Annotated in this window: 20 protein-coding genes; 15 read left to right on the forward strand and 5 right to left on the reverse strand. The window is 41.2% G+C overall.

Going from position 1 to position 19,828, the window contains the following annotated elements; all coding sequences use genetic code 11:
• The first annotated feature begins 55 nt into the window (after positions 1 to 55).
• The 10 genes from JW794_04775 to JW794_04820 all read left to right on the forward strand — a co-directional run bounded on the left by JW794_04775 (position 56) and on the right by JW794_04820 (position 8,508).
• Positions 56 to 898: a sulfide/dihydroorotate dehydrogenase-like FAD/NAD-binding protein gene (locus tag JW794_04775; protein ID MBN2017431.1), complete on the forward strand. Its 843-nt coding sequence runs from the start codon at positions 56 to 58 to the stop codon at positions 896 to 898.
• The gene (gene gltA, locus JW794_04780) at positions 898 to 2,277 is read left to right on the forward strand and encodes an NADPH-dependent glutamate synthase (protein MBN2017432.1); all 1,380 of its coding nucleotides are present in this window, start codon (positions 898 to 900) and stop codon (positions 2,275 to 2,277) included. The genes JW794_04775 and gltA overlap by 1 nt, the downstream gene beginning before the upstream one ends.
• A 21-nt stretch (positions 2,278 to 2,298) precedes the next feature.
• Complete coding sequence (locus JW794_04785) at positions 2,299 to 2,676, forward strand: CBS domain-containing protein (protein ID MBN2017433.1); 378 nt, start codon at positions 2,299 to 2,301, stop codon at positions 2,674 to 2,676.
• Positions 2,677 to 2,906: 230 nt separating this feature from the next.
• Positions 2,907 to 4,427: a transglutaminase domain-containing protein gene (locus JW794_04790; protein ID MBN2017434.1), complete on the forward strand. Its 1,521-nt coding sequence runs from the start codon at positions 2,907 to 2,909 to the stop codon at positions 4,425 to 4,427.
• A gap of 34 nt (positions 4,428 to 4,461) precedes the next feature.
• Positions 4,462 to 5,124: a hypothetical protein gene (locus tag JW794_04795; GenBank protein ID MBN2017435.1), complete on the forward strand. Its 663-nt coding sequence runs from the start codon at positions 4,462 to 4,464 to the stop codon at positions 5,122 to 5,124.
• A gap of 4 nt (positions 5,125 to 5,128) precedes the next feature.
• Positions 5,129 to 5,992, forward strand: coding sequence for an MBL fold metallo-hydrolase (locus JW794_04800; protein ID MBN2017436.1), 864 nt, complete (start codon positions 5,129 to 5,131; stop codon positions 5,990 to 5,992).
• 11 nt (positions 5,993 to 6,003) lie between these two features.
• Positions 6,004 to 6,675, forward strand: a complete 672-nt coding sequence (locus tag JW794_04805) for a class I SAM-dependent methyltransferase (GenBank protein MBN2017437.1) — start codon at positions 6,004 to 6,006, stop codon at positions 6,673 to 6,675.
• Between the two features lie 2 nt (positions 6,676 to 6,677).
• The gene (locus tag JW794_04810; GenBank protein MBN2017438.1) at positions 6,678 to 7,418 is read left to right on the forward strand and encodes a class I SAM-dependent methyltransferase; all 741 of its coding nucleotides are present in this window, start codon (positions 6,678 to 6,680) and stop codon (positions 7,416 to 7,418) included.
• A 14-nt stretch (positions 7,419 to 7,432) separates the two neighbouring features.
• Positions 7,433 to 8,071 carry an HAD hydrolase-like protein gene (locus tag JW794_04815; protein ID MBN2017439.1) on the forward strand — a complete coding sequence of 213 codons (639 nt, stop codon included), beginning with the start codon at positions 7,433 to 7,435 and terminating at the stop codon, positions 8,069 to 8,071.
• Positions 8,072 to 8,079: 8 nt separating this feature from the next.
• Entirely contained in the window at positions 8,080 to 8,508 is a 429-nt protein-coding gene (locus tag JW794_04820; GenBank protein MBN2017440.1) for a hypothetical protein, read from the forward strand.
• Between the two features lie 67 nt (positions 8,509 to 8,575).
• Here the strand turns inward: JW794_04820 and JW794_04825 are convergent, their stop codons facing one another.
• Genes JW794_04825 through JW794_04845 form a run of 5 tightly spaced genes read right to left on the reverse strand, consistent with a single transcriptional unit; the run spans position 8,576 to position 13,806 of the window.
• Complete coding sequence (locus JW794_04825; protein ID MBN2017441.1) at positions 8,576 to 9,805, reverse strand: aminotransferase class I/II-fold pyridoxal phosphate-dependent enzyme; 1,230 nt, start codon at positions 9,803 to 9,805, stop codon at positions 8,576 to 8,578.
• A gap of 19 nt (positions 9,806 to 9,824) precedes the next feature.
• Positions 9,825 to 10,775, reverse strand: a complete 951-nt coding sequence (locus tag JW794_04830; GenBank protein ID MBN2017442.1) for an L-threonine 3-dehydrogenase — start codon at positions 10,773 to 10,775, stop codon at positions 9,825 to 9,827.
• Positions 10,776 to 10,789: 14 nt separating this feature from the next.
• Positions 10,790 to 11,182: a holo-ACP synthase gene (locus tag JW794_04835; protein MBN2017443.1), complete on the reverse strand. Its 393-nt coding sequence runs from the start codon at positions 11,180 to 11,182 to the stop codon at positions 10,790 to 10,792.
• Between the two features lie 3 nt (positions 11,183 to 11,185).
• The gene (locus JW794_04840) at positions 11,186 to 12,727 is read right to left on the reverse strand and encodes a UDP-N-acetylmuramoyl-L-alanyl-D-glutamate--2,6-diaminopimelate ligase (GenBank protein MBN2017444.1); all 1,542 of its coding nucleotides are present in this window, start codon (positions 12,725 to 12,727) and stop codon (positions 11,186 to 11,188) included.
• On the reverse strand, positions 12,727 to 13,806 hold the full coding sequence (locus tag JW794_04845; protein MBN2017445.1) for a peptidoglycan bridge formation glycyltransferase FemA/FemB family protein: 1,080 nt from the start codon (positions 13,804 to 13,806) through the stop codon (positions 12,727 to 12,729). The genes JW794_04840 and JW794_04845 overlap by 1 nt, the downstream gene beginning before the upstream one ends.
• A gap of 153 nt (positions 13,807 to 13,959) precedes the next feature.
• On the opposite strand from JW794_04845, the gene JW794_04850 reads away from it, so the two are divergent.
• The 5 genes from JW794_04850 (at position 13,960) to JW794_04870 (ending at position 19,810) form a co-directional block, all read left to right on the forward strand.
• A complete protein-coding gene (locus JW794_04850) occupies positions 13,960 to 14,661 on the forward strand; it encodes a peptidylprolyl isomerase (GenBank protein MBN2017446.1) in 702 nt (233 codons plus the stop codon).
• Positions 14,662 to 14,778: 117 nt separating this feature from the next.
• Positions 14,779 to 14,979 (forward strand): 30S ribosomal protein S21, encoded by a 201-nt coding sequence (locus JW794_04855; protein MBN2017447.1) that lies wholly within the window; start codon positions 14,779 to 14,781, stop codon positions 14,977 to 14,979.
• Positions 14,980 to 15,008: 29 nt separating this feature from the next.
• The gene (locus tag JW794_04860; GenBank protein MBN2017448.1) at positions 15,009 to 15,578 is read left to right on the forward strand and encodes a CvpA family protein; all 570 of its coding nucleotides are present in this window, start codon (positions 15,009 to 15,011) and stop codon (positions 15,576 to 15,578) included.
• Positions 15,575 to 17,941, forward strand: a complete 2,367-nt coding sequence (locus JW794_04865) for an endonuclease MutS2 (GenBank protein ID MBN2017449.1) — start codon at positions 15,575 to 15,577, stop codon at positions 17,939 to 17,941. Before JW794_04860 ends, JW794_04865 begins: the two co-directional genes overlap by 4 nt.
• A gap of 108 nt (positions 17,942 to 18,049) precedes the next feature.
• Positions 18,050 to 19,810 carry a DNA primase gene (locus tag JW794_04870; GenBank protein ID MBN2017450.1) on the forward strand — a complete coding sequence of 587 codons (1,761 nt, stop codon included), beginning with the start codon at positions 18,050 to 18,052 and terminating at the stop codon, positions 19,808 to 19,810.
• Positions 19,811 to 19,828 lie beyond the last annotated feature (18 nt).

Below are 19,828 nucleotides of genomic sequence, written 5' to 3' on the forward strand. Positions count from 1 at the left end.
GATGTGCATATCCAACTATTTGAATATATCAATACACAAATAAAAGGAGATCTTCATGAAACACACAATCACAAGAAAGGAAGACTTGAATGCGGTTGATTATGTTATCGATGTTGTTGCTCCGGAAGTAGCAAAGAGGTTCAGGCCAGGTAACTTCGCAGTCCTTATAACTGTGAAAAACGGTGAAAGAATACCAATGTCTATAGAGAGAGCCGAGGGCGATACGATCACCATGTATATTAAACGACTTGGGAAAACATCCCGGGAGTTAGACACATGGAACGTCGGTGATGCTCTCTACAAAGTAATCGGTCCAATGGGCACCCCTCCTCCGCTGAAAAAATACGGCACAGTTGTTTTTGCCTCAGATCTTGTTTGCGGTCATGCGGAAAATAATGCAATGTGCAGAGAATTGGGTAAGATCATGGGAAATCATATCATTTCCATCCAGAGCTTCCCTGACAAATCTCTTATCTATCCTGAAAAAGAACTCGCAAAATCTGTTTCAGATGAATTTATCCTCTGTACAGAAGATGGTTCTGTCGGTAGGAAAGGTCATTATCTTGATATTATGCAGGAACTTCTCGAAGAGAGAAGGATCGATCAGGTTTTTGCCGGTGGTGGAATTCCTCCATTGCAGAAACTTTCCGAACTAACCAAGAAGTACAATGTTCCTGTCTATACAACCGTTCGCCAGATCATGGTCGATGCAACGGGTATGTGCGGCTCCTGCCGTGTCTTCATCGATGGAGAACAAAAACTCGCCTGTATAGACGGTCCAATGTTCGACGGTCATAAGGTGGATTGGGAAGCTGCAATCAGCAGGCTCGCCATGTTTAAAAACAAGGAAGCTGTGGCAATGGAATGCTATAATGAAAAAATGAAGGAGGTGGTATAATGGCTGTTCAACCTAGAGTACCTATGAGAGAACAAAATCCCGCTGTTCGAATTACAAATTTCATGTCCGTACCCCTCGGCTATTCCTCAGAAGAAGCTGTAACAGAAGCAAAACGTTGCCTTCAATGCAAGGTTCCTATGTGTGAAACCGGCTGTCCTGTGCGCATGAGCATCAAAGATATTATCAAGCTTATTGCAGATGAAGAATTCGAAAAAGCATTCTATCTCTCAAAAGCAGATAACGCAGTTCCAGCAATGACTGGCAGGGTGTGCCCACAAGAAGACCAATGTGAAGGAAAATGTGTGCTGGATAAAACAGGACAACCCATCAATATTGGCAAACTATTCGCTTTTGTAGCAGACTGGGCTCGCAAAAAAGACATCCTCGAACAGATCCCGGAAGAAAGCAATGGCAAAAAAGTAGCAATCGTTGGTGCTGGACCCGCAGGTATAACCTGTTCAGTTGATCTGCGAAAACTCGGCTATGAGGTAACGGTCTTTGAAGCTCTACATATGGCTGGCGGTGTGCTTCAATATGGCATTCCAGCATTTCGACTGCCGCGCGATGTTGTGGACTACGAACTCTCCTATCTTGAAAAGATTGGTGTAGATATTCAACTCAACAAGGTTGTGGGTCAAAATGTTGATTTTGAAGTTCTCAAAAAAGAGTATGATGCGATCTACCTGGCAACAGGTGCCGGAGCTCCCCGATTCCTCAATTGCGAAGGCGAAAAACTGAAAGGTGTGTACTCCGCGAACGAATTCTTAATCAGAGTAAATCTGATGAAAGCCTATAAATTTCCTGATTGGGATACTCCCATTATTTGCGGAGATAAAGTAGGTGTTATCGGATGCGGTAATGTGGCAATGGACGCTGCGCGTTGCGCAAAACGTCTCGGCGCAAAAGAAGTATCCATTCTCTATAGACGCACAAAGCAATGTGCGCCTGCACGGGCAGAAGAGATCCATCACGCAGAAGAAGAAGGTATCATCTTTAAAGAAATGATCTCTCCATGCCGCATTTTCGGAAATGAAGACGGTTGGGTAACCGGCATTGAAATGGTCAAGACTGAATTCAAGGGAACCGATAAGAGCGGACGCCCAAGACCTGTAAATGTCGAGGGATCTGAATTCATTTTGGAAATGGATACAATTATTAATGCTCTTGGCACAACACCGAACAGGCTGTTCCTCAGCAATGTTCCGGAGCTGGACACCTATTCATGGGGTGGCATCAAGGTCGATGACAACTATATGTCGAACATCCCCGGTGTGTTCGCTGGTGGAGATGCACTTTCGGGCGGATCAACGGTCATCGATGCAATGGGAAACGGCAGAGATGCTGCTGAAGCCATTGATAAATATCTAAATAATCCTTAAACATATACCAAGGGGGCTCTCATGCAAAAAACACTAAAAGCCAAAGATATTATGGAAAAAAACGTAATAACTATTGGGCCTGATGTTATGCTAGATAAGGCAATTCAGAGATTATTGGAAAACAGAATAAGCGGAATGCCCGTTGTCGATGACAATGGAAAAATTATTGGCATTATTTCTGAAAAGGACATTCTGAATTTCTTGTTTTGTGGTTATCTTCATAATACAACAGTTAGTGAAGCCATGACAGAGAATTTAGTTCATTTCGATCCAGAGACAAGAATAGAAAAAATTGCTATTGCGATATCAAAATATCAATTTCGCAGAGTACCAATACTTCAGGACAGCAAAGTTGTAGGGATTGTTTCGCGAAGAGATATTATTCGTCACGTGCTTTAGATCACACAAAAGAGACCTGATTATTGATAATCATCCTGTAATCTCTTTAAGCACATTCTATAGCTGTTGATAATAACGTATAGTACCCTCTCTCACTCAAGCATAAAGAACCGCCTTCGGGCGGTTTTTTTTATTACTCTTTCTTATGGTTCTGTATATTTAATTTATTGACAAAAATTGGGCTTGAATAATTCACTCTCGTGAATGCAAAAAATTTATAAGGACTCAACATGAGAAAAACTACTCTCTTTTCAATTATCGTTTTTATCTTCATCTTTGCTGTTTGTTCTTCTGCTTACGGTATAGAATTATTAAAAGGAAAAACCCTTTATATGCAGGCACAATCTCTCGAAAAGAATGCAGATTACTTTAAAGCACAAGATCGCTACAAGGAAGCACGCCAAGAACTTCTTAAAGAGGGTGATATCGAGCTTGCAAATCAATGCCGGGTCGCGTGTACCCGGTTAGAAAAAATCCTTCTCACCTATACTCACACAGAAGCTGATGTGCGGAAAATGATTAAAGAAAAATATCCAGAAACAACTGGGGAACGGATCGATGAAGTGGTTGCAGACGGTCGTCTTGCACATATTGAGATTGGCGGAAAAACCTACTATTTTGATGAATTCCTGAACACGCTTTATCATATATATCCTGACTTCATGTCCGTAGAAGCAAAAGGTGCATTGGGAAAGATGGGAACGATCTTTGAGATAATGTCTCCCTACATTTATGAAGATGAAAATCTTCCTTCATGGCAGACACTTTCAAGTCCGCTTATCTTTGAATTCGATGCTTGTCTTTCCATCCCGCGAGAAAAATTTCCTGATGAAGGTCTGCTTAACGTCTGGATGCCGCTCCCGCTTTCAAATTCCTCGCAGACAAATATAAAGATCGAATCGATCTGCTCAAAAGAATATACTCCATATCCCGCTCAGCTTGATGGAGATATTGGGTATGTGTATTATGAATTCCCTCTTGAAGAGATCACGGACAGCATACGAATTGGGACAAAATTCACGTACACTGCATATGAAGTTCGGTTCAATGTCGATCCAGTAATAGTTGGTGAATATGATAAGAACTCAGAACTTTATAAGCGCTATACTGCATCGGACAAGAATATTGCCATTACACCGGAAATTCGCGATGCAGCTCGAAGGATTGCCGGGGATGAAACCAATCCATATCTCATTGCCAAAAAGTTCTATGATCATATTGTGTACGATCTTGATTACAGCTACATGCCCCATCTTGCATTGGAAGCGTTGAAAATCCCCGAATCGGTGTTTGTTCATGAACATGGATATGGCGACTGCGGAGCTCAGAGTATGTACTTTTCAGCACTTTGTCGATCTGTCGGTATTCCTGCTCGTGCTTCTGGTGGCATGCAGCTCTTCCCGCTAAGTGCAGCACATTGTGGCGACCACTTCTGGGCACATATATACATCCCAAATTCCGGTTGGATTCCCGTCGATACATCAGTTGGTCAGGCAGCAAAATATATTATTACCCTTTCTAAAGAACAGCAAACCGACTTTATCGAGTACTTCTTCAGCAAGATCGATCCTTTCAGGTATCTCATTCAGGAGGATGTTGATATGACACTATATCCTACACCAAAGGAACCGCTCCTCTTTGATATGGTGCTCCAAGCACCTACTGCAGAGTGCATGGAAATGGATGAAAATCCCGGATTGCTCTTCATGGAAAGCTGGAAGATACGCTGTAAAGAAGTATCAAAACCATAATAAAATAGTACTCTTAATCAGGGAAAGGAGAATGATGAAAAGAGTAACAGTACTCATCGTGATTGTTATGTTGTCCTATTCCGTTATATACGGACAGGAAGTGAAGGAAGAGACACCACCGCATTATCTGATGGTCATGTATGCAAATAATCAACTATATTATGATTGTGTCAGACCACATAAAACTATTTCGGTTGGATATAATCCCTTGCCTTTCTCTCAAGGACTCGGTCTCAATGCATGGTATCTTCGAGAAGATAATATTTCTATGTATGGACAAAAACCAAGTATAATTATAATTCAGCCATCTGGAAATTTTCTCTATAAATCTTTTGCCTTAAAACTTGGAATAAATATTTTATATAGAAGTGAAGGAGAGGAAACCGGTTTGAGGGGATTGCTCCCTGCGTTTGAGATGAGCTATGGATTTATGGAAAATTTATATCTCTCTTTTAACTTCAAATCAGATATGTTTTTGGGCAGTGTAAATGCGAATGTTCATTACCTGCTCAATGATAACATTTCAGGAATAATGCTTGGATATGCATATAAGGAGAATTGGAATGAGGATTACAATGGGCTTACATATAGAATAACTTATAGAATCTTTAAAAAATTCCTTCTTCGTGTTTGTGGTAATGTCGATTTTAAATTTATGTCTCAAGGTATACAGGCAGGTATTGGAATAATTTTATAGAATTATGTTACAACATATAGACAATCCTTCCACAAAAGTTATCATTCTTGGTACAGGCAATCCCAATCCCAATCCCGAACATTCGGGGTGCGCAGTACTCATTCTTGTTGATGAAAAACCTTATGTTGTCGACTTTGGAGCAAATGTTGTGCGGCAAATCGCAGCGCTTACTCCCGAGTATGGCGGTTCTTTGCATGAATTACAGATCGAAACCCTCAGCACAGCATTTTGTACACACCTTCATTCCGACCATACGCTTGGACTTCCCGATCTTATACTCACGCCATGGATAATGGGAAGAACCGAACCGCTTGCGTTGTTTGGTCCAAAAGGAATCAAAAAGATGGCTGAAAATATCCTGGGTGCATATGAAACAGATATCCGATATAGAATCCATGGACACGAGCCTATTAGTGGAACCGGCTGGAAAGTTGATGTACATGAAATCAATGAGGGAATCATATTTCAGGATGAACATATAATAGTCGAAGCGTTTCCCGTTGCACACGGTGATATAGAAACGTATGGCTTCAGGTTCACAACTCCCGATAAAACCGTCGTGATCTCCGGCGATACATCACCATGCGACAACATTATCTCTTTTTCAAAAGATGCGGATATTCTTATTCATGAAGTGTATTCGCAGAAAGGGTTTGAAACATTGCCGCCTGAGTGGAAAAAATATCATGCGGCCCATCATGCTTCAACGAAGCAACTTGCCGATATTGCCAATAGATGCAAACCAAAGCTGCTCGTTACCTATCACATGCTTTTCTGGAAAACAACATCGAAAGATATTCTTAATGAAATACAACAGTCTTATTCGGGAAAGGTTGTTGTTGCTCATGATCTACAGATTTTTTCATAAAGTTAAATATTATGAGCGACTATTACGCAAATACTCTTTCGGGAAAACGTCTGCAGAAATGCTACGATATCGCTACTCCGTGTGTCCAGCAGTATCTTAAAGCTGAAATAGAATTCGTGTGTAATAAGATAAATCCGGGAGATCGCGTGCTTGAACTCGGCTGCGGGTATGGAAGGGCAATGAAATATTTTTTAGAGAAAACCGATCAAGTCGTTGGTATCGATAATTCAGAGGAGAATATCCGATATGCACATGAATATCTTAAGGATGTGTCTGGATGGCAGATTCATTGTATGAATGCGATCGGTCTGCAATTTGATGATGCTTCCTTTGATGTGGTCGTGTGTATTCAAAACGGACTTTCCGCTTTCCATGAAGATCCTGTCCGCATTATGTCCGAGGCACTGCGTGTTATAAAGAAAAATGGCATTGCACTGTTTTCGACCTATTCAGAGAAATTCTGGAATGAACGCCTGCAATGGTTTCGTGATCAGGCAGCACATGGGCTTTTAGGAAAGATCGACGAAGAAAAAACAGGTAATGGAATTATTGTTTGTAAAGATGGATTTACTGCAAGAACGTTTAATAAGCATGATTTATCTACTCTAACAAAATCGCTCAATGTTTCTGCATCCTTCTATGGGGTCGATGGTTCCAGCTTATTTTGCGAGGTGAAAAAATGAGCATGAATACAAAAGATCCCTACCTTGATTTTGCTTCCCGTTACGACCTTATGCAGAAAGAGAATCCTTTCGAAGACAAAAGCAGGTTAGAATTTTATAGAAAGTTATTCGATCGATATAATGTAAAAAAAATCCTGGACTGTTCCTGCGGTACCGGATCGGATCTCATTCGTATCAAATCGCTTGGATTCGATATTTTCGGTTCGGATATCTCAGAAGCAATGCTGAACATCGCAAAGGAAAAGATCGCTTCTTATGTGATGGAGATTCCTCTTGAAAAGAAAGATTTCAGACATCTTTCCGGTCATTTTGATGCTGTCCTTTGCATGACAACCTCTCTGCCGCATCTTATCGAAAAGAAAGAAATTCTCGCTGCACTAACGAGCATGAGGAATGTCCTGAATCCAGACGGCATACTTGTCCTCTCGCAGGGTATGACAGATAAACAGTATGCTCAAAAACTGCGATTTTTTCCGATAAGAAACACTCCTTCCCATTCCCGTGTTATGATTATTGACTATCTCGAGGATGAATGGGAAGTTCATGTTCTCGACCTGGTGCATACAGCAGACGAGCAATCTTTTCATCGCTCAAGTTTCAGGTATAGACTCTTACTTCGTGATGACTATCATGAACTTCTTCGGGAAGCAGGATTCACGAAGTTAGAATTTTATGGTGATTTCAACTTTTCTTCCTATGATATTATGAGCAGCAATCAGCTTATAATAGTTGCGCAGAAATAAAAAAAGGAAATGTCTTGAAATATAAACTTGTCATCTTCGATTTCGACGGCACGCTTGCCGATACCTTTTATTGGTTCGTGAAGAACATTCGTGCTGTTGCAGATAAATACGGCTTCAAAAACATTACGGACGAGGAGGTTGAGGATTTACGAAACTTTGATGCAAAACATATGATCAAACACGTGGGCTTTCCAATGCTCAAACTCCCGCTGATCGCAACCCACATGCGCGGACTTATGAAAAAAGAGATCCATACGATCAAACTCTTTGATGGTGTGCCGAAAATGCTGCACGAACTGCACGGTGTCGGACTGACGCTTGCCGTTGTTAGCACAAACTCAGAGGAAAATGTAAAAACCGTACTTGGACCTGAACTGAGTGCCCTGATCTCAGATTATGAATGTGGGGTCTTACTATTTGGTAAAGAAGCAAAATTCAAGAAAATATCACACAAATGCAAAATCTCCCTTTCAGAAGCTATTTATATTGCAGACGAGATGCGCGACTTACATTCTGCACAAAAAGTTGGGCTCGATATTGGATTTGTTTCCTGGGGATACACCAATCCAGAACCGCTCAAGAAAATGAATCCAACGATGTTTTTTGAGAAGGTTGAGGAGATTCCTAAAAAAATAAGTATTCATTATTTGTGAGGAAAAAGATGTTCAAAAAACTAAAAACTCGTTTCAAGAAGAGGTTAAACAAATTAATTGATTTTGGAATGCTTGGAACATATAGTATGATTATTGATGATTTAAAAAATAGATATTCTGATATGCCTGATTCTGATATAGATGTCTTAGCAGCTGCTATTGTAAATGAAATATTTCAAAAGGAACAAATCGGAAAATCTAAAGATGTCAAGCTAAAAAACCCTGAATTAATTGATGCAGAAGTTCTATATTTTCTGAAAAATGAAGAAATTTTAGAATCTGCCGCACTTTGTTTACGAATTATGGCAATGGTTGAATTGTCTGATGGTAATCATTCAGGATTAAATCTTCTTGATAAAGCAAATGAAATTGATCCTGGGGGGAATATTCCTTCAGGTAAAGAAATTTCCAATTTACTTAAAGAACTCAGGATATAAGTAAATAGTATTAACGATAAAAAGCCCCAACATTGCGCTGGGGCTTTTCTTTTCTGATTAAGTGGTATTAGTGTGTGTCTTTATATTTTTTTAATACGTCAAGAACCGCATCGATGTCAGCAGCCGTGTGGTCTGCGTTTACCTGGAATCGGATCTCTTCGTCGCCTTTTGGCACAACCGGGAAGTTCAGTCCGGTGCCAAGTACGCCGTTCTCGGTCAGGTATTTGACTAGTTCAGCGGTTTTGGGTGTATCGCGAACCATAAGCGGTACAACCGGGTGAGGTCCTTTGATGGTTTCATAGCCAAGATCGATCAGACCTTTTTCGAATTTCGCCGTCATTTTAGCAAGATGTTCCAACCTCTTGAGTCCTTCGGGTGAATCGATGATCTCGAGTACTTTCAGTACGGCGGCAGCTTCTGAATTGGTGATCGGATTTGAATAGATGTACATCGGAGCTTTTTCTCTGAGGTATGTGGTGATCGTTTCGGATGATGTTACATAGCCGCCGTTCACGCCAAATGCCTTGCCAAGCGTTCCAATGAGGATATCAACTTTTGTATTGAGGTATTCTTCGGTTCCGCGTCCTGTCTTGCCGAGTGCCCCCACACCATGGGAGTCGTCAACAATTGAGAAAACACCTTCTTCAAACTTGTCGTTATACTTGTTGCACAATTCGACGAGTTTGTCCAGAGGTGCATAGTCACCGCGCATACTGAAGATGCCGTCTGTGATGACCATACAGCGCTTGCCTTTGCCCACAGCTTCCTGCAGACGGGCTTCGAGTTCGTCCATATTGTTGTGTTTATAGATCATCTTGTCTGCGGGGCGTGAAAGGCGGATCGCCTGGATGATACAGTTGTGGTTCAATTCATCGCTGATAACCACGGTTTCTTTTGTCATGAGGGGATAGATCACACCCATGCTGGTCACATACGCAGAGCTGAAGATCATTGCAGATTCACGTCCGTGAAAATCCGCAAGTTTCTTCTCTAGATCGATATGCGGCGTATAGGTTCCGCTAATGAAGCGCACGGCACCTGGCCCGACACCAAATTTTTCTGCAGCAGCTTCTTCGGCTTTGATAACCTCAGGATTCAATGACATACCGAGATATGAGTTTGAATTCATTTTGATGAATTTCTTATCTCCATAACCCTGAATGCAGACGCGAGGACCAAATTCGCCTTCCGGCTTGATCACGTCTGTTATCACCATTTCAGCGCCTTTGTCTCTGCCGCTCTCTCTAAGGTCTTTCAGTTCTTTTTCAAGCGCAGTTTTTATCTTATTTACTGGCATGTATTCCTCCAAATATAAATTATTTTAATTTTTTAGATAAGACTTCGATCATATCTTTGGTCATAGCTTCGAGATCGTACTTTGGACTCCATCCCCATTCTTCGCGAGCTGCGGAATCGTCCATTGAATTAGGCCATGAATTCGCAATTGCCTGCCGGACAGGATCGACATCATATTCTAATACAAATTCCGGTATTACCTTTTTGATCGAAGCTGCGATCATTTCCGGATCAAAGCTCATTGCGGTAACATTGAATGCGTTTCTGTGTTTGAGTTTTGCAGGATCTGCTTCCATGAGGTCGATCGCTCCCTTGATCGCATCGGGCATATACATCATATCGAGGAACGTTCCCTTGCCGAGATTACATGTATATTTTTTTTTCTTGATCGCTTCATAATAGATCTCGACCGCATAATCAGTTGTTCCTCCTCCCGGAAGGGTTTCGTTCGAGATAATTCCGGGATATCTCACACCGCGTGTATCGACGCCGAATCTTTTAAAATAATAATCGCAGAGCAGTTCTCCGGCAACCTTTGTTACACCGTACATCGTACCTGGTCTCTGGATCGTATCCTGTGGAGTATTATCGAGAGGGGTTGATTCTCCAAATGCACCGATTGAGCTGGGTGTAAAAACTGCGCATCCATATTCTCTGGCAACTTCAAGTACATTGTACAGACCATTGATATTCACGTTCCATGCGAGGTTTGGCTTTGCTTCCGCTACGGCAGACAGGATCGCAGCGAGATGATAGATCGTATCGACATCATACTTTTTAACGACATCGTTCACCTGCTCTACGTCCGTGCAGTCGACCAGCTCGCAAGGTCCGGATTCTTTCAGTTTCTCTCCGGGCTGCGTTTTGCGAAAACCTGCAACGACATTGTTATTACCATAAATTTTCCGTAATTCCATTGTAAGTTCAGAGCCAATTTGACCGACAGCTCCGGTAACAAGGACCTTTTGCATTTATTCCTCCGGTTTCAATTTATTTTTTCTAAAATGATAATTGCTATTGCTGATTCTTTGGTGTGGGAAAGTGACACATGTATTTTGTTTATACCGGCCTTTTCGCAAACCTGTTTTGCCGTTTTCTGTATTCTGATTTCCGGTTTGCCGAGTTCATTATTAACAACCTCGACATCCTTCCATTGCAGTCCACCGCGAAGCCCTGAGCCAAGTGCTTTGAGAAATGCTTCTTTTGCTGCAAAACGTGCAGCAAAACACTGAGCTTGAATTCCAATATTCTCAGCTCTTGTACAATAGATTATTTCACTCTGAGTAAAGAGCATCTCGATAAATTTTTCGCCGTGGGAAGCCAACTCATTTTTTATTCGTTCAACTTCAACAAGGTCTGTGCCAATACCAAATATCATAGTCTACTCTTTTTTTTGTCCCTTCTTCTCTGTCAATATTAATGCTCGCTTTTTGAGGGCTTTTTGGGCAGCATCGTATTCACTCCATGGTGTCTCTTCAATACCATAGCACATGGTTGTTTCATGTGCTTTTCCACAGGTAATAACCGTATCTCCATTATGTGCTGAAATAATTGCTTTTTCTATAGCTTTTTCTCGGTCAGGGATCTTAAAAAAGTCAATCCCTTCTTTTCGTCCTTCCTGTATGCAACCTGCTGCTATTTCTTGTATGATGTCATCGATCGACTCGGTACGGGGATCTTCGGTTGTGATGTAAATCCTATCTGCAAATCTGCCTGCAACCTTCCCCATTTCCCTTCTTTTTTGAACATCTCGTAGCCCCGCACTGCCAAACACAACGTGAATCTTCCCTTTTGTAAACGATCGGGTTGCAAGAAGTGCCTGCTCAAGGGCATTTGCTGTATGGGCAAAATCGATGATAACCATAAAATTGCCCTGTTTGTGTAGAACATTTTCCATTCTCCCTTTGATGGTGCGTAACGAGGAAACTGCTCTGACAATAACATCCCAGGATATGTTCTGTGAACGGGCAACCGCAATTGCTGCGAGAATATTATACACATTATATGTTCCCAAAAGTGGGCTTTCAATCCTTAATGTCTTTCCTGTCGCATGAACACTAAAACGGAGTTTTTCGTTCTGCATAACATCTTCTGCCTTATAATCGGCATTCTTCTTTATGCCGAATGAAATATGCATATCTGCTTGATGTTTGTGAAAATTTTCGTAGGATGGATCATCTTTGTTGAGTATGCTTATTTTAGGAATGTCGTTCTTTTTAGATGATAAAGAAAGAAGCTCAAATAGATGAGCTTTTACTTGTATATATTCCTCTCTCGATCGGTGATAATCGAGATGTTCAGATGTTATGTTCGTCAAAGCTGCGATATCATATTCACATGCTTCCACTCGATACTGAGCAAGTCCATGTGATGAGGTTTCGATGACTGCATATTCCGATCCGGCATCGACCATTTCTGCTAAATACTTCTGAAGAGATAGAGCATCGGGTGTTGTGGTATGAAATCCCGTTTCCAGAATGCGGTCCCCGATAACAGCATTGATCGAGGTGATCAGTCCTGTTTTGTGTCCGGCTTCGTTGAGTATGTGATGAATGAGCGTAGAAGTAGTTGTTTTGCCGTCTGTACCGGTAACGCCGATTACGATGAGTTTACGTGCCGGGAAGCCGTAAAATGCTGCTGCAAGATGAGCAAGTGCTTTGCGTGAATTCTTTACTTTTAAAACAGGGACAGAAACTTCTGCTGGCATAAAAGTCTCATCTTCAAGCATGATTGCACCCACTCCATTTTCTACTGCTTTCTCGATGAATTCGTGTCCGTCAACATCAACACCTTTTATTGCAACAAAAAGATATCCCTTCTCAGCGCTTCTTGAATCAACACAAATTTTCGCAATATCTAAACCTGTTGAACCCCGTAGAAGCTCGTAATCACCACTATTCTGTAAAAGTTCTTTGAGCGTCATTATTCCTCTAATGAGTCTGAAATCTTACCTTTTTTGATCAGGCTGCGAATCGAAACATAGGTATTTATACCGCGGTTCATCACGTTATACCAGAATGGTTTGTACACATGATCGTGCATGCCGATGAATTTCTTGAATTCACCACCAAATCCTTTCTTAAAACGATACACCCCAAAGAGCGGATGTCCCTCTTTTGGATGAGCTGGTACTCCCCAGAGGTCATAGGTTTTGTATCCCTGTTCCTTTGCCCATTGTATCACATGCCAGTGCAGCGCCTGGTTTGGCATCACGTTGCGATATTCGTTCGAAGATGCCCCATACATATACCAGATCTTTTCACCAAAGGCAAAAATATACACACCCGCAACGGGGATATCGTCATAATATGCCAGGAATAATTTCACCATCCCCTTATGGGCCATTAACTCTATTACCTGTTTATAGTATTCCTCGTTATGAATAATAAAAGCATCGCGTTTTGCCGTTGTTTCGTAAATATCATAAAAAATTCGTGCACCTTCCAACGATGTATTTTCTCTGACCTTAACACCTTTCTTCATTGAAAGACGGATATTATACCTGGTTTTCGACTCGCAACCGGCCATGATGTCATCGAGAGATTGTGTCAGGTCGAGAAAAAAGGTTGCCCGTGGCTGGATTTGCTTCATGGCAAAAGTGAAATTGTGCTCGTTTAACACCCTCAATGACTTTTCATCATTCTCATCGATCTCAGGATCGATCTTCAAGAGAATAGCATTATGATTTTTTGCGATCTCGGAGATTGTATTCATCAAAACTGTAAAATAATAACTCGTTACATCAATAACCGGACCTCGCGGTGCATAGAAAAGACATTTTCCAATATAGGGAATATTCCGCTTCTGAATAGAGATTCCGCCAACGATCTTGTCATCATCAAAAACAGCAATCCGAATCGGTATCCATCCGGATATTCGCTTGAATTTTCCCCATTCATAGGACTGTATTATCGGGCATTCCTGGGTCGATGCCACGAACTCATTCCATGTGGAAAATTCTTCTTCTGTTTCCAAAATTCTACATTCGATCTTGCTATTCATATGTTCTTAAGGGACTGCGCTTTCAGGTGTGAGAATCTTCACCTGTCCAAACTGTCAACTTTTTCCTGCTTGTATCTATATAGAGTAAAATTTGACACTCAGCACTGTACTTTTATAAACCTCACAATCACAAAGAAAAGGAGCTCATGATTAATGAAAATCTTCAAATTGATCCTTGTAAGCATTGTTGTAACACTACTTTTATCCATTAGTAGTTATATTTTTGCTGAAAATAATGAACAGACAGAAGAGGAACCCATGAAAGATCCTATAGTGAAAATGCATACGAATTATGGTGATATCACATTAAAGCTGTATAATGATACCCCCCAGCACAGAGATAATTTTCTTAAGCTTGTTGAAGAATGTTTCTATGACAGCACGCTCTTTCACCGGGTAATTGCAGGTTTTATGATACAAGGCGGTGATCCTGATTCAAAAAAAGCAGGAAAGGGTGCTCGTCTTGGTGCTGGCGGTCCTGGTTATACCGTTCCTGCCGAGTTTCGAAAAGACCTTATCCACAAGAAAGGTGCCTTGGCGGCAGCCCGTCAGGGAGATCAGGTAAATCCCCAGAAGCGTTCTTCCGGATCGCAGTTCTATATTGTTGTGGGCAGAAAATGGACTGCCGATGAGATGACCATAATCGAGCAACAAAAGGGATTCAAGTATACAGAGGAACAACGTAAAATCTATATGAATACTGGCGGCTATCCTTTCCTTGATAGAGAATATACGGTTTATGGCGAGGTGATCGATGGGCTCGACATTATCGATGCTATCTCTGTGGCGGATACAAATCCTGCTGACCGACCGCTTCAGGATATTGTTATTGAAAGTGTGGAGATCGTGGAATAGGTTCACTGAACCTCCATACATACTATAAGTTAGAAGTAAAATATATATTCACAAAGATTGACATAGAATTTTGCGAGTTTGAGTTTGTAAAAAAATTCCGAATGGGGGTGATCATTCGTGACGAAAGTGGTCGTTGGCAAAGACGAAAGCTTTGAAAGTGCCTTCCGCCGCTTCAACCGCAAGGTCCAGCGCTCGGGCGTTCTGTCTGACATTAAGAAGAACCGCTATTACGAGAAGCCGAGCGACAAGAAGCGCAGAGAGCTCAAAGCTACTTTACGTAAACTGAAACGTAACAGTTACAGATATCGTTCTCGGTAATGTGTATCGATACTCGTACGTAAACCTCAATGGATATTATTAATATCTTTGCCCTCGGAATTTTACTTGTTTTCGGGGGCTTTGGTTTTGTATCAGGATTTATCAAGGGGAGTGCCCGTCTCATCGGCTGGATCGTTGCACTTATTCTTGCGATCAAGCTCGGTCCCGCATCGTCGGTATTTTTTCAAACTGTGTTTCATTTTTCTCCAAAAACATCAAACATTCTCGGCGGCATTGTCGTTTTCCTTCTTGTAATGGTCATCATCGCGATCATTGTAAAAGTTCTCAGAAGAATGATACAAGCGCTTCATCTAAGTTTTCTCGACCGTCTTCTTGGCTTTATCCTCGGATGCTTTCAGGCAATGATCCTGATTTTCCTACTTTGCCTTGTTATTCAGCTTGTCCCTCTTTCAAAAGCTGCACGAACGACAGCTCTCAATGCCCCTTTCGTTGAATGGAGTAACGAAAAGATCGCCCGGATCCTCGAAGCGACAAAACTCGATTCCCAGATACGGGAAAACGCTTACTACCAGGAACTTCTTAAGCTACAATATAAACTTCAAAAAGACGTTACAGACTCAATTTCACCCCTTTCATGAAAAACGCTTTTGACGAACTGGAATTTGATAAAGTTAAAGCGTTGATCGCTGCCAATTGTGTGTCTCCTCTAGGACAGCGTCTTGTCGAAGTCCTCTCCCCCCTCAAAGAAAAAAACTCTGTTGAGAAAAAACTCGGGGAATTGCAGGATGCTTTTAATTATCTCGAGCAAAGTCATCATTTTGCATTATCCGGGCTTGAAGATACAGAACTCCTTTTTGATAATTTTGGGAGATTCGAACAATTTACGATAGAAGAACTCCTCATGTTTGGAAGTAATATCCATATTGCAAACACGCTCAAAAACGACAAGGACATTTCGGATGAGTCTTTCCCGAAGCTTTTTTCAATCATTTCTTCTATAGTTGAAATGAGGGAGTTGGAAAAACAGTATGATAAGATTTTTGATTCGGCCGGTGAGATCAAAGACACGGCAAGCCCGATGTTATCATCCATCCGAAGGAATAAGCAGAAAGCAAAGAAGCGAATTTATTCCGAGCTGGAAAGTATTCTTGAGAAAAAGGATTATGAAAATGTGATCCAGGATAAAGTGGTAACCTTTCGTGATGAACGTTATGTAATTCCTGTTCGGGAAGGAGGTGTTACCCAACTCAAGGGCATTGTGCATGGTCGATCAAAAACAGGAGCGTCATTCTATGTGGAACCGCTCTCGGTTATGGAACTTAATAACTCGTTGAACACCCTTACCGAGGAAGAAAAGCAGGAAATCCATAGAATTCTTACCGAACTCTATTCGATGCTTCGAGAAAAGAAGGATGGCCTCCGTCACAATCTTTCAATCCTGCAAAAAATTGATTTTCTTAACGCCTGTGCGCTGTATTGCAGGAGGATCAATGCCCACATGCCGGAAATAATCGATGACACTCGTTTAAATCTTAAAAATGCACAGCATCCGCTTCTTTTTGAAACAATTAATCCAAAAAAGATAATTCCTTTTTCGCTTCATATTGGCGATGAATTCAGGGGAATCGTTATTTCTGGAGTGAATACCGGTGGAAAAACGGTTACGCTGAAAGCAACCGGACTTCTTGCGATCATGGCCCTTTCGGGTTTGATGATACCTGTTGAGGAGTCACAGATAGGAATGTTTACCTCCTTCTTTACGGATATCAACGATGAGCAGTCCATCGAGGATTCTATTAGTACCTTTTCCTCTCATATACAAAAATTGAATAATATTTTTGATAAAGCAGATGCATCCTCGCTCATTCTTATTGATGAACTCGGTACGGGAACCGATCCTGAAGAGGGTGCTGCGTTCGCACAATCTGTTATGGAAGCGCTTATTGCAAAAAAATCAAAAGTAATCATCACTACTCACCTGAATAAACTCAAGATATTTGCCTCCGAACATCCCTTATGTGAAAATGCTTCGATGAGATTTGACCAGGAACGGTTACAGCCAACGTATAAACTCGATCTCGGTTTTCCGGGCAACAGCTATGCCCTCGACATTGCTAAAGAATATAATTCTCCGGAAGACATTATTGCTCGGGCTCGAGAACTTATCGACCAGAAGAGTCTTCAGTTAAGCGAACTTTTGAAAAAGACCGAACAGCAGCGAATTCACCTTGCCCAAAAAATATATGAATTCGACCTCAAGAACAAGCTGCTTGAACAACGACTGAATTCTCTTGAGCTCAAAGAGAAAAACTGGCAAAAGATCGAAAAAGAGAGGAAGAAAGAAATCCTCAATAAATCAGAGGCATACCTTGTAGAACTCCAGCAAGAATTCGGTCATGAAATCGATGAATTAAAAAAGCAACTCCGATCTGAAAAGAATATCCCCCATGACAAAGTTCGTGAAATCAAAGATAAAATTACAAACAAAAAATACGACATCGAAAAAAAGAAAGACCTGCTGTCTGGTGTCGAATATATACCCTTGAAAGAAATCGATGTTGGCAAAGAAGTGTATATCAAGCCCCTCAAGCTTGTTGGGAAAATCCAGTCTGTCGGGAAAAATTCTGCACGCGTCCTCGCTGAAGGACTCACATATAATGTAAAAAACTCCGATCTTTATGAAATTCCCGAAGGGAAAAAATCCCACGAGCATAAAGAAGATTCGGATATATCTGTTCATGCCAACATCGATCATGACATTGCATTCGAGCTCAACCTGATGGGTTTGACCTTTGATGAAGCACGTTTCGAGCTGGATAAATATATCGACAAAGCGATCCTGCTGAATTACCCGAAAGTGCGTATTCTCCACGGAAAAGGAACGGGACAACTACGTAAAAAAATCTGGGAATATCTCAGAAACGAAAAAAGGGTGAAAGAATATAATTCTGCTCCTCTTCAGGAAGGCGGAGATGGGGTGACCGTGGTGTTTTTGAAATAAATTTTCTGTTGCTCCTTTAATCCTCAATTATTCTCTCTTCAATTTTCATTAAAAAAAGTAATTCTTTATGAAACTTGCATAAAAATTTGTTCTTATTAGAGTGAAGTCATGCGATACGATCAAAACCTTCTCGATGATATACGCTCAGCTAACAGCATTGTAGATGTGATCGGAGAATATGTGCCCCTGAAGCGCAGCGGTGCAAACTACATGGCTCCCTGCCCTTTTCATAACGAGACCAAACCCTCTTTTATGGTTTCTCCCCGCCTGCAGATCTTCAAATGCTTCGGATGTGGCAAAGGCGGAAATGTCTTCACCTTCTTGATGGAATACGAAAAGATAAACTTCAATGAAGCAGTACGGAAGCTTGCTGAAAGGGTCGGTATTGCGCTGCCCGTTTACCAGGAACAATCGAAAGAAGAAAAAAGTCTCTATAATTCTCTTTACGGTATATACGAATCTGCACTTCGCTTTTATCATACAAATCTTACCGGAAAAGACAATGCGGGGCTCGCATATCTGAAATCAAGAAATATTTCAGAAAAAGATATTAAGGTTTTCAAACTCGGTCTTGCGCCAGGCTCACCAAATTCGCTCCAAAACCACCTGAAAAAGAAAGGTTATTCCGATAACATCCTCAATAAAAGCGGCTTGTTCACAACGTCAAATGGAGCGTTGCGGGATAAATTCTTTAACCGCATCATGTTTCCCGTTTACAGTTCTGACGGAAAAGTCATTGCTTTTGGCAGCCGCATCTATAAAGAAGGTGATGATCGCGGAGCAAAATATCTGAATTCTCCGGAAACACCCATCTACCAGAAACGCAAGCATCTTTATGGACTATATCAATCAAAGGATACGATCATAAAACATGACGCTGCCATCCTTGTTGAAGGAAACCTCGACCTGATCAAACTCTGGCATCATGGTTTTACAAATGTTATTGCCAGTCTCGGAACCTCGCTTACAGAAGAACAGGTAAAGCTTCTATCACGATATACGAAAAACATCTATATCATGTATGACGGAGACGGTGCTGGTAAGGAATCAGCCGCACGAGCGATCTCAATCTGTCTATCGCAATCTATCTTTCCAAAGATGATCATCCTTCCTGATGATACAGATCCGGATGATTTCCTGGAAACACATGGCGCTGGCGCGCTTCGTGATTATATCGATGATGCTCGGTCATTTTATAATTTTTTATATCAAATGCGCAATGCCGGTAAAAGTCTCGACAACAAGAAAAAGGCGCTGAATAATGTTATTGAGTGTCTTGATCTCATTGAAAGTCCCGTGCAAAAAGAACTCTATATACAGGAGACAGCAAATCTTTTCGGGGTTAGTGAAACTAATATTTTCAAGGCATTGCAGGCGTTGCAGAAAAAATCCTGGAAACCAAGAACACCTCTTACTCTCCATGTCGATCCTGATCAGGAAGAAAAGGATTTTATACGTATTATCCTGGCTCATCCGGAACGATGTGAAGAATATTTCGATGATATCGAGATCGATTATTTCTCAAACCCCCTCCTGAAAAAACTATTTGCATATATAAAACAAGAGAAAAGTCGTGATAATCTCTCCGAAAAAGGCGCGAAGCTTCTGGACCTTTTTAATCCCAAAGATTCTGATTTTATTTCCGATCTCCTGTTCAACGAACTGCCCTTCTCCCGGAACACCTTCGAAAAAATGCTGATCGGGCTGCAAATTAGAAAGTTAAATGTTGACTTAATTACGCTTAATGAATATATTATAAAACATCCTGATAATGAAGAAAAAATCAATGAGAAAAAGGCAGTTAAGCATAAAATTAATCAATTAAAGAAGGATTTCAAAGGCGGTACGGTAAAGAAACTTTTGAGTTAAGTTCTTGTGTGAGTGCCC

Source organism: Candidatus Cloacimonadota bacterium, from assembly GCA_016932035.1.
Taxonomy (GTDB): Bacteria; Cloacimonadota; Cloacimonadia; order JGIOTU-2; family JGIOTU-2; genus Celaenobacter.

Excerpts from the sequence above, each read along its gene's own strand:
- JW794_04775 (MBN2017431.1), top strand. The coding sequence starts at position 56 with ATGAAACACACAATCACAAGAAAGGAAGACTTGAATGCGGTTGATTAT.
- JW794_04810 (MBN2017438.1), top strand. The coding sequence starts at position 6,678 with ATGAATACAAAAGATCCCTACCTTGATTTTGCTTCCCGTTACGACCTT.
- JW794_04860 (MBN2017448.1), top strand. The coding sequence starts at position 15,009 with ATGGATATTATTAATATCTTTGCCCTCGGAATTTTACTTGTTTTCGGG.
- JW794_04830 (MBN2017442.1), bottom strand. The coding sequence starts at position 10,775 with ATGCAAAAGGTCCTTGTTACCGGAGCTGTCGGTCAAATTGGCTCTGAA.
- JW794_04825 (MBN2017441.1), bottom strand. The coding sequence starts at position 9,805 with ATGCCAGTAAATAAGATAAAAACTGCGCTTGAAAAAGAACTGAAAGAC.
- JW794_04785 (MBN2017433.1), top strand. The coding sequence starts at position 2,299 with ATGCAAAAAACACTAAAAGCCAAAGATATTATGGAAAAAAACGTAATA.
- JW794_04850 (MBN2017446.1), top strand. The coding sequence starts at position 13,960 with ATGAAAATCTTCAAATTGATCCTTGTAAGCATTGTTGTAACACTACTT.
- JW794_04865 (MBN2017449.1), top strand. The coding sequence starts at position 15,575 with ATGAAAAACGCTTTTGACGAACTGGAATTTGATAAAGTTAAAGCGTTG.
- gltA (MBN2017432.1), top strand. The coding sequence starts at position 898 with ATGGCTGTTCAACCTAGAGTACCTATGAGAGAACAAAATCCCGCTGTT.
- JW794_04795 (MBN2017435.1), top strand. The coding sequence starts at position 4,462 with ATGAAAAGAGTAACAGTACTCATCGTGATTGTTATGTTGTCCTATTCC.
- JW794_04835 (MBN2017443.1), bottom strand. The coding sequence starts at position 11,182 with ATGATATTTGGTATTGGCACAGACCTTGTTGAAGTTGAACGAATAAAA.
- JW794_04805 (MBN2017437.1), top strand. The coding sequence starts at position 6,004 with ATGAGCGACTATTACGCAAATACTCTTTCGGGAAAACGTCTGCAGAAA.
- JW794_04840 (MBN2017444.1), bottom strand. The coding sequence starts at position 12,727 with ATGACGCTCAAAGAACTTTTACAGAATAGTGGTGATTACGAGCTTCTA.
- JW794_04790 (MBN2017434.1), top strand. The coding sequence starts at position 2,907 with ATGAGAAAAACTACTCTCTTTTCAATTATCGTTTTTATCTTCATCTTT.
- JW794_04845 (MBN2017445.1), bottom strand. The coding sequence starts at position 13,806 with ATGAATAGCAAGATCGAATGTAGAATTTTGGAAACAGAAGAAGAATTT.
- JW794_04800 (MBN2017436.1), top strand. The coding sequence starts at position 5,129 with ATGTTACAACATATAGACAATCCTTCCACAAAAGTTATCATTCTTGGT.
- JW794_04820 (MBN2017440.1), top strand. The coding sequence starts at position 8,080 with ATGTTCAAAAAACTAAAAACTCGTTTCAAGAAGAGGTTAAACAAATTA.
- JW794_04870 (MBN2017450.1), top strand. The coding sequence starts at position 18,050 with ATGCGATACGATCAAAACCTTCTCGATGATATACGCTCAGCTAACAGC.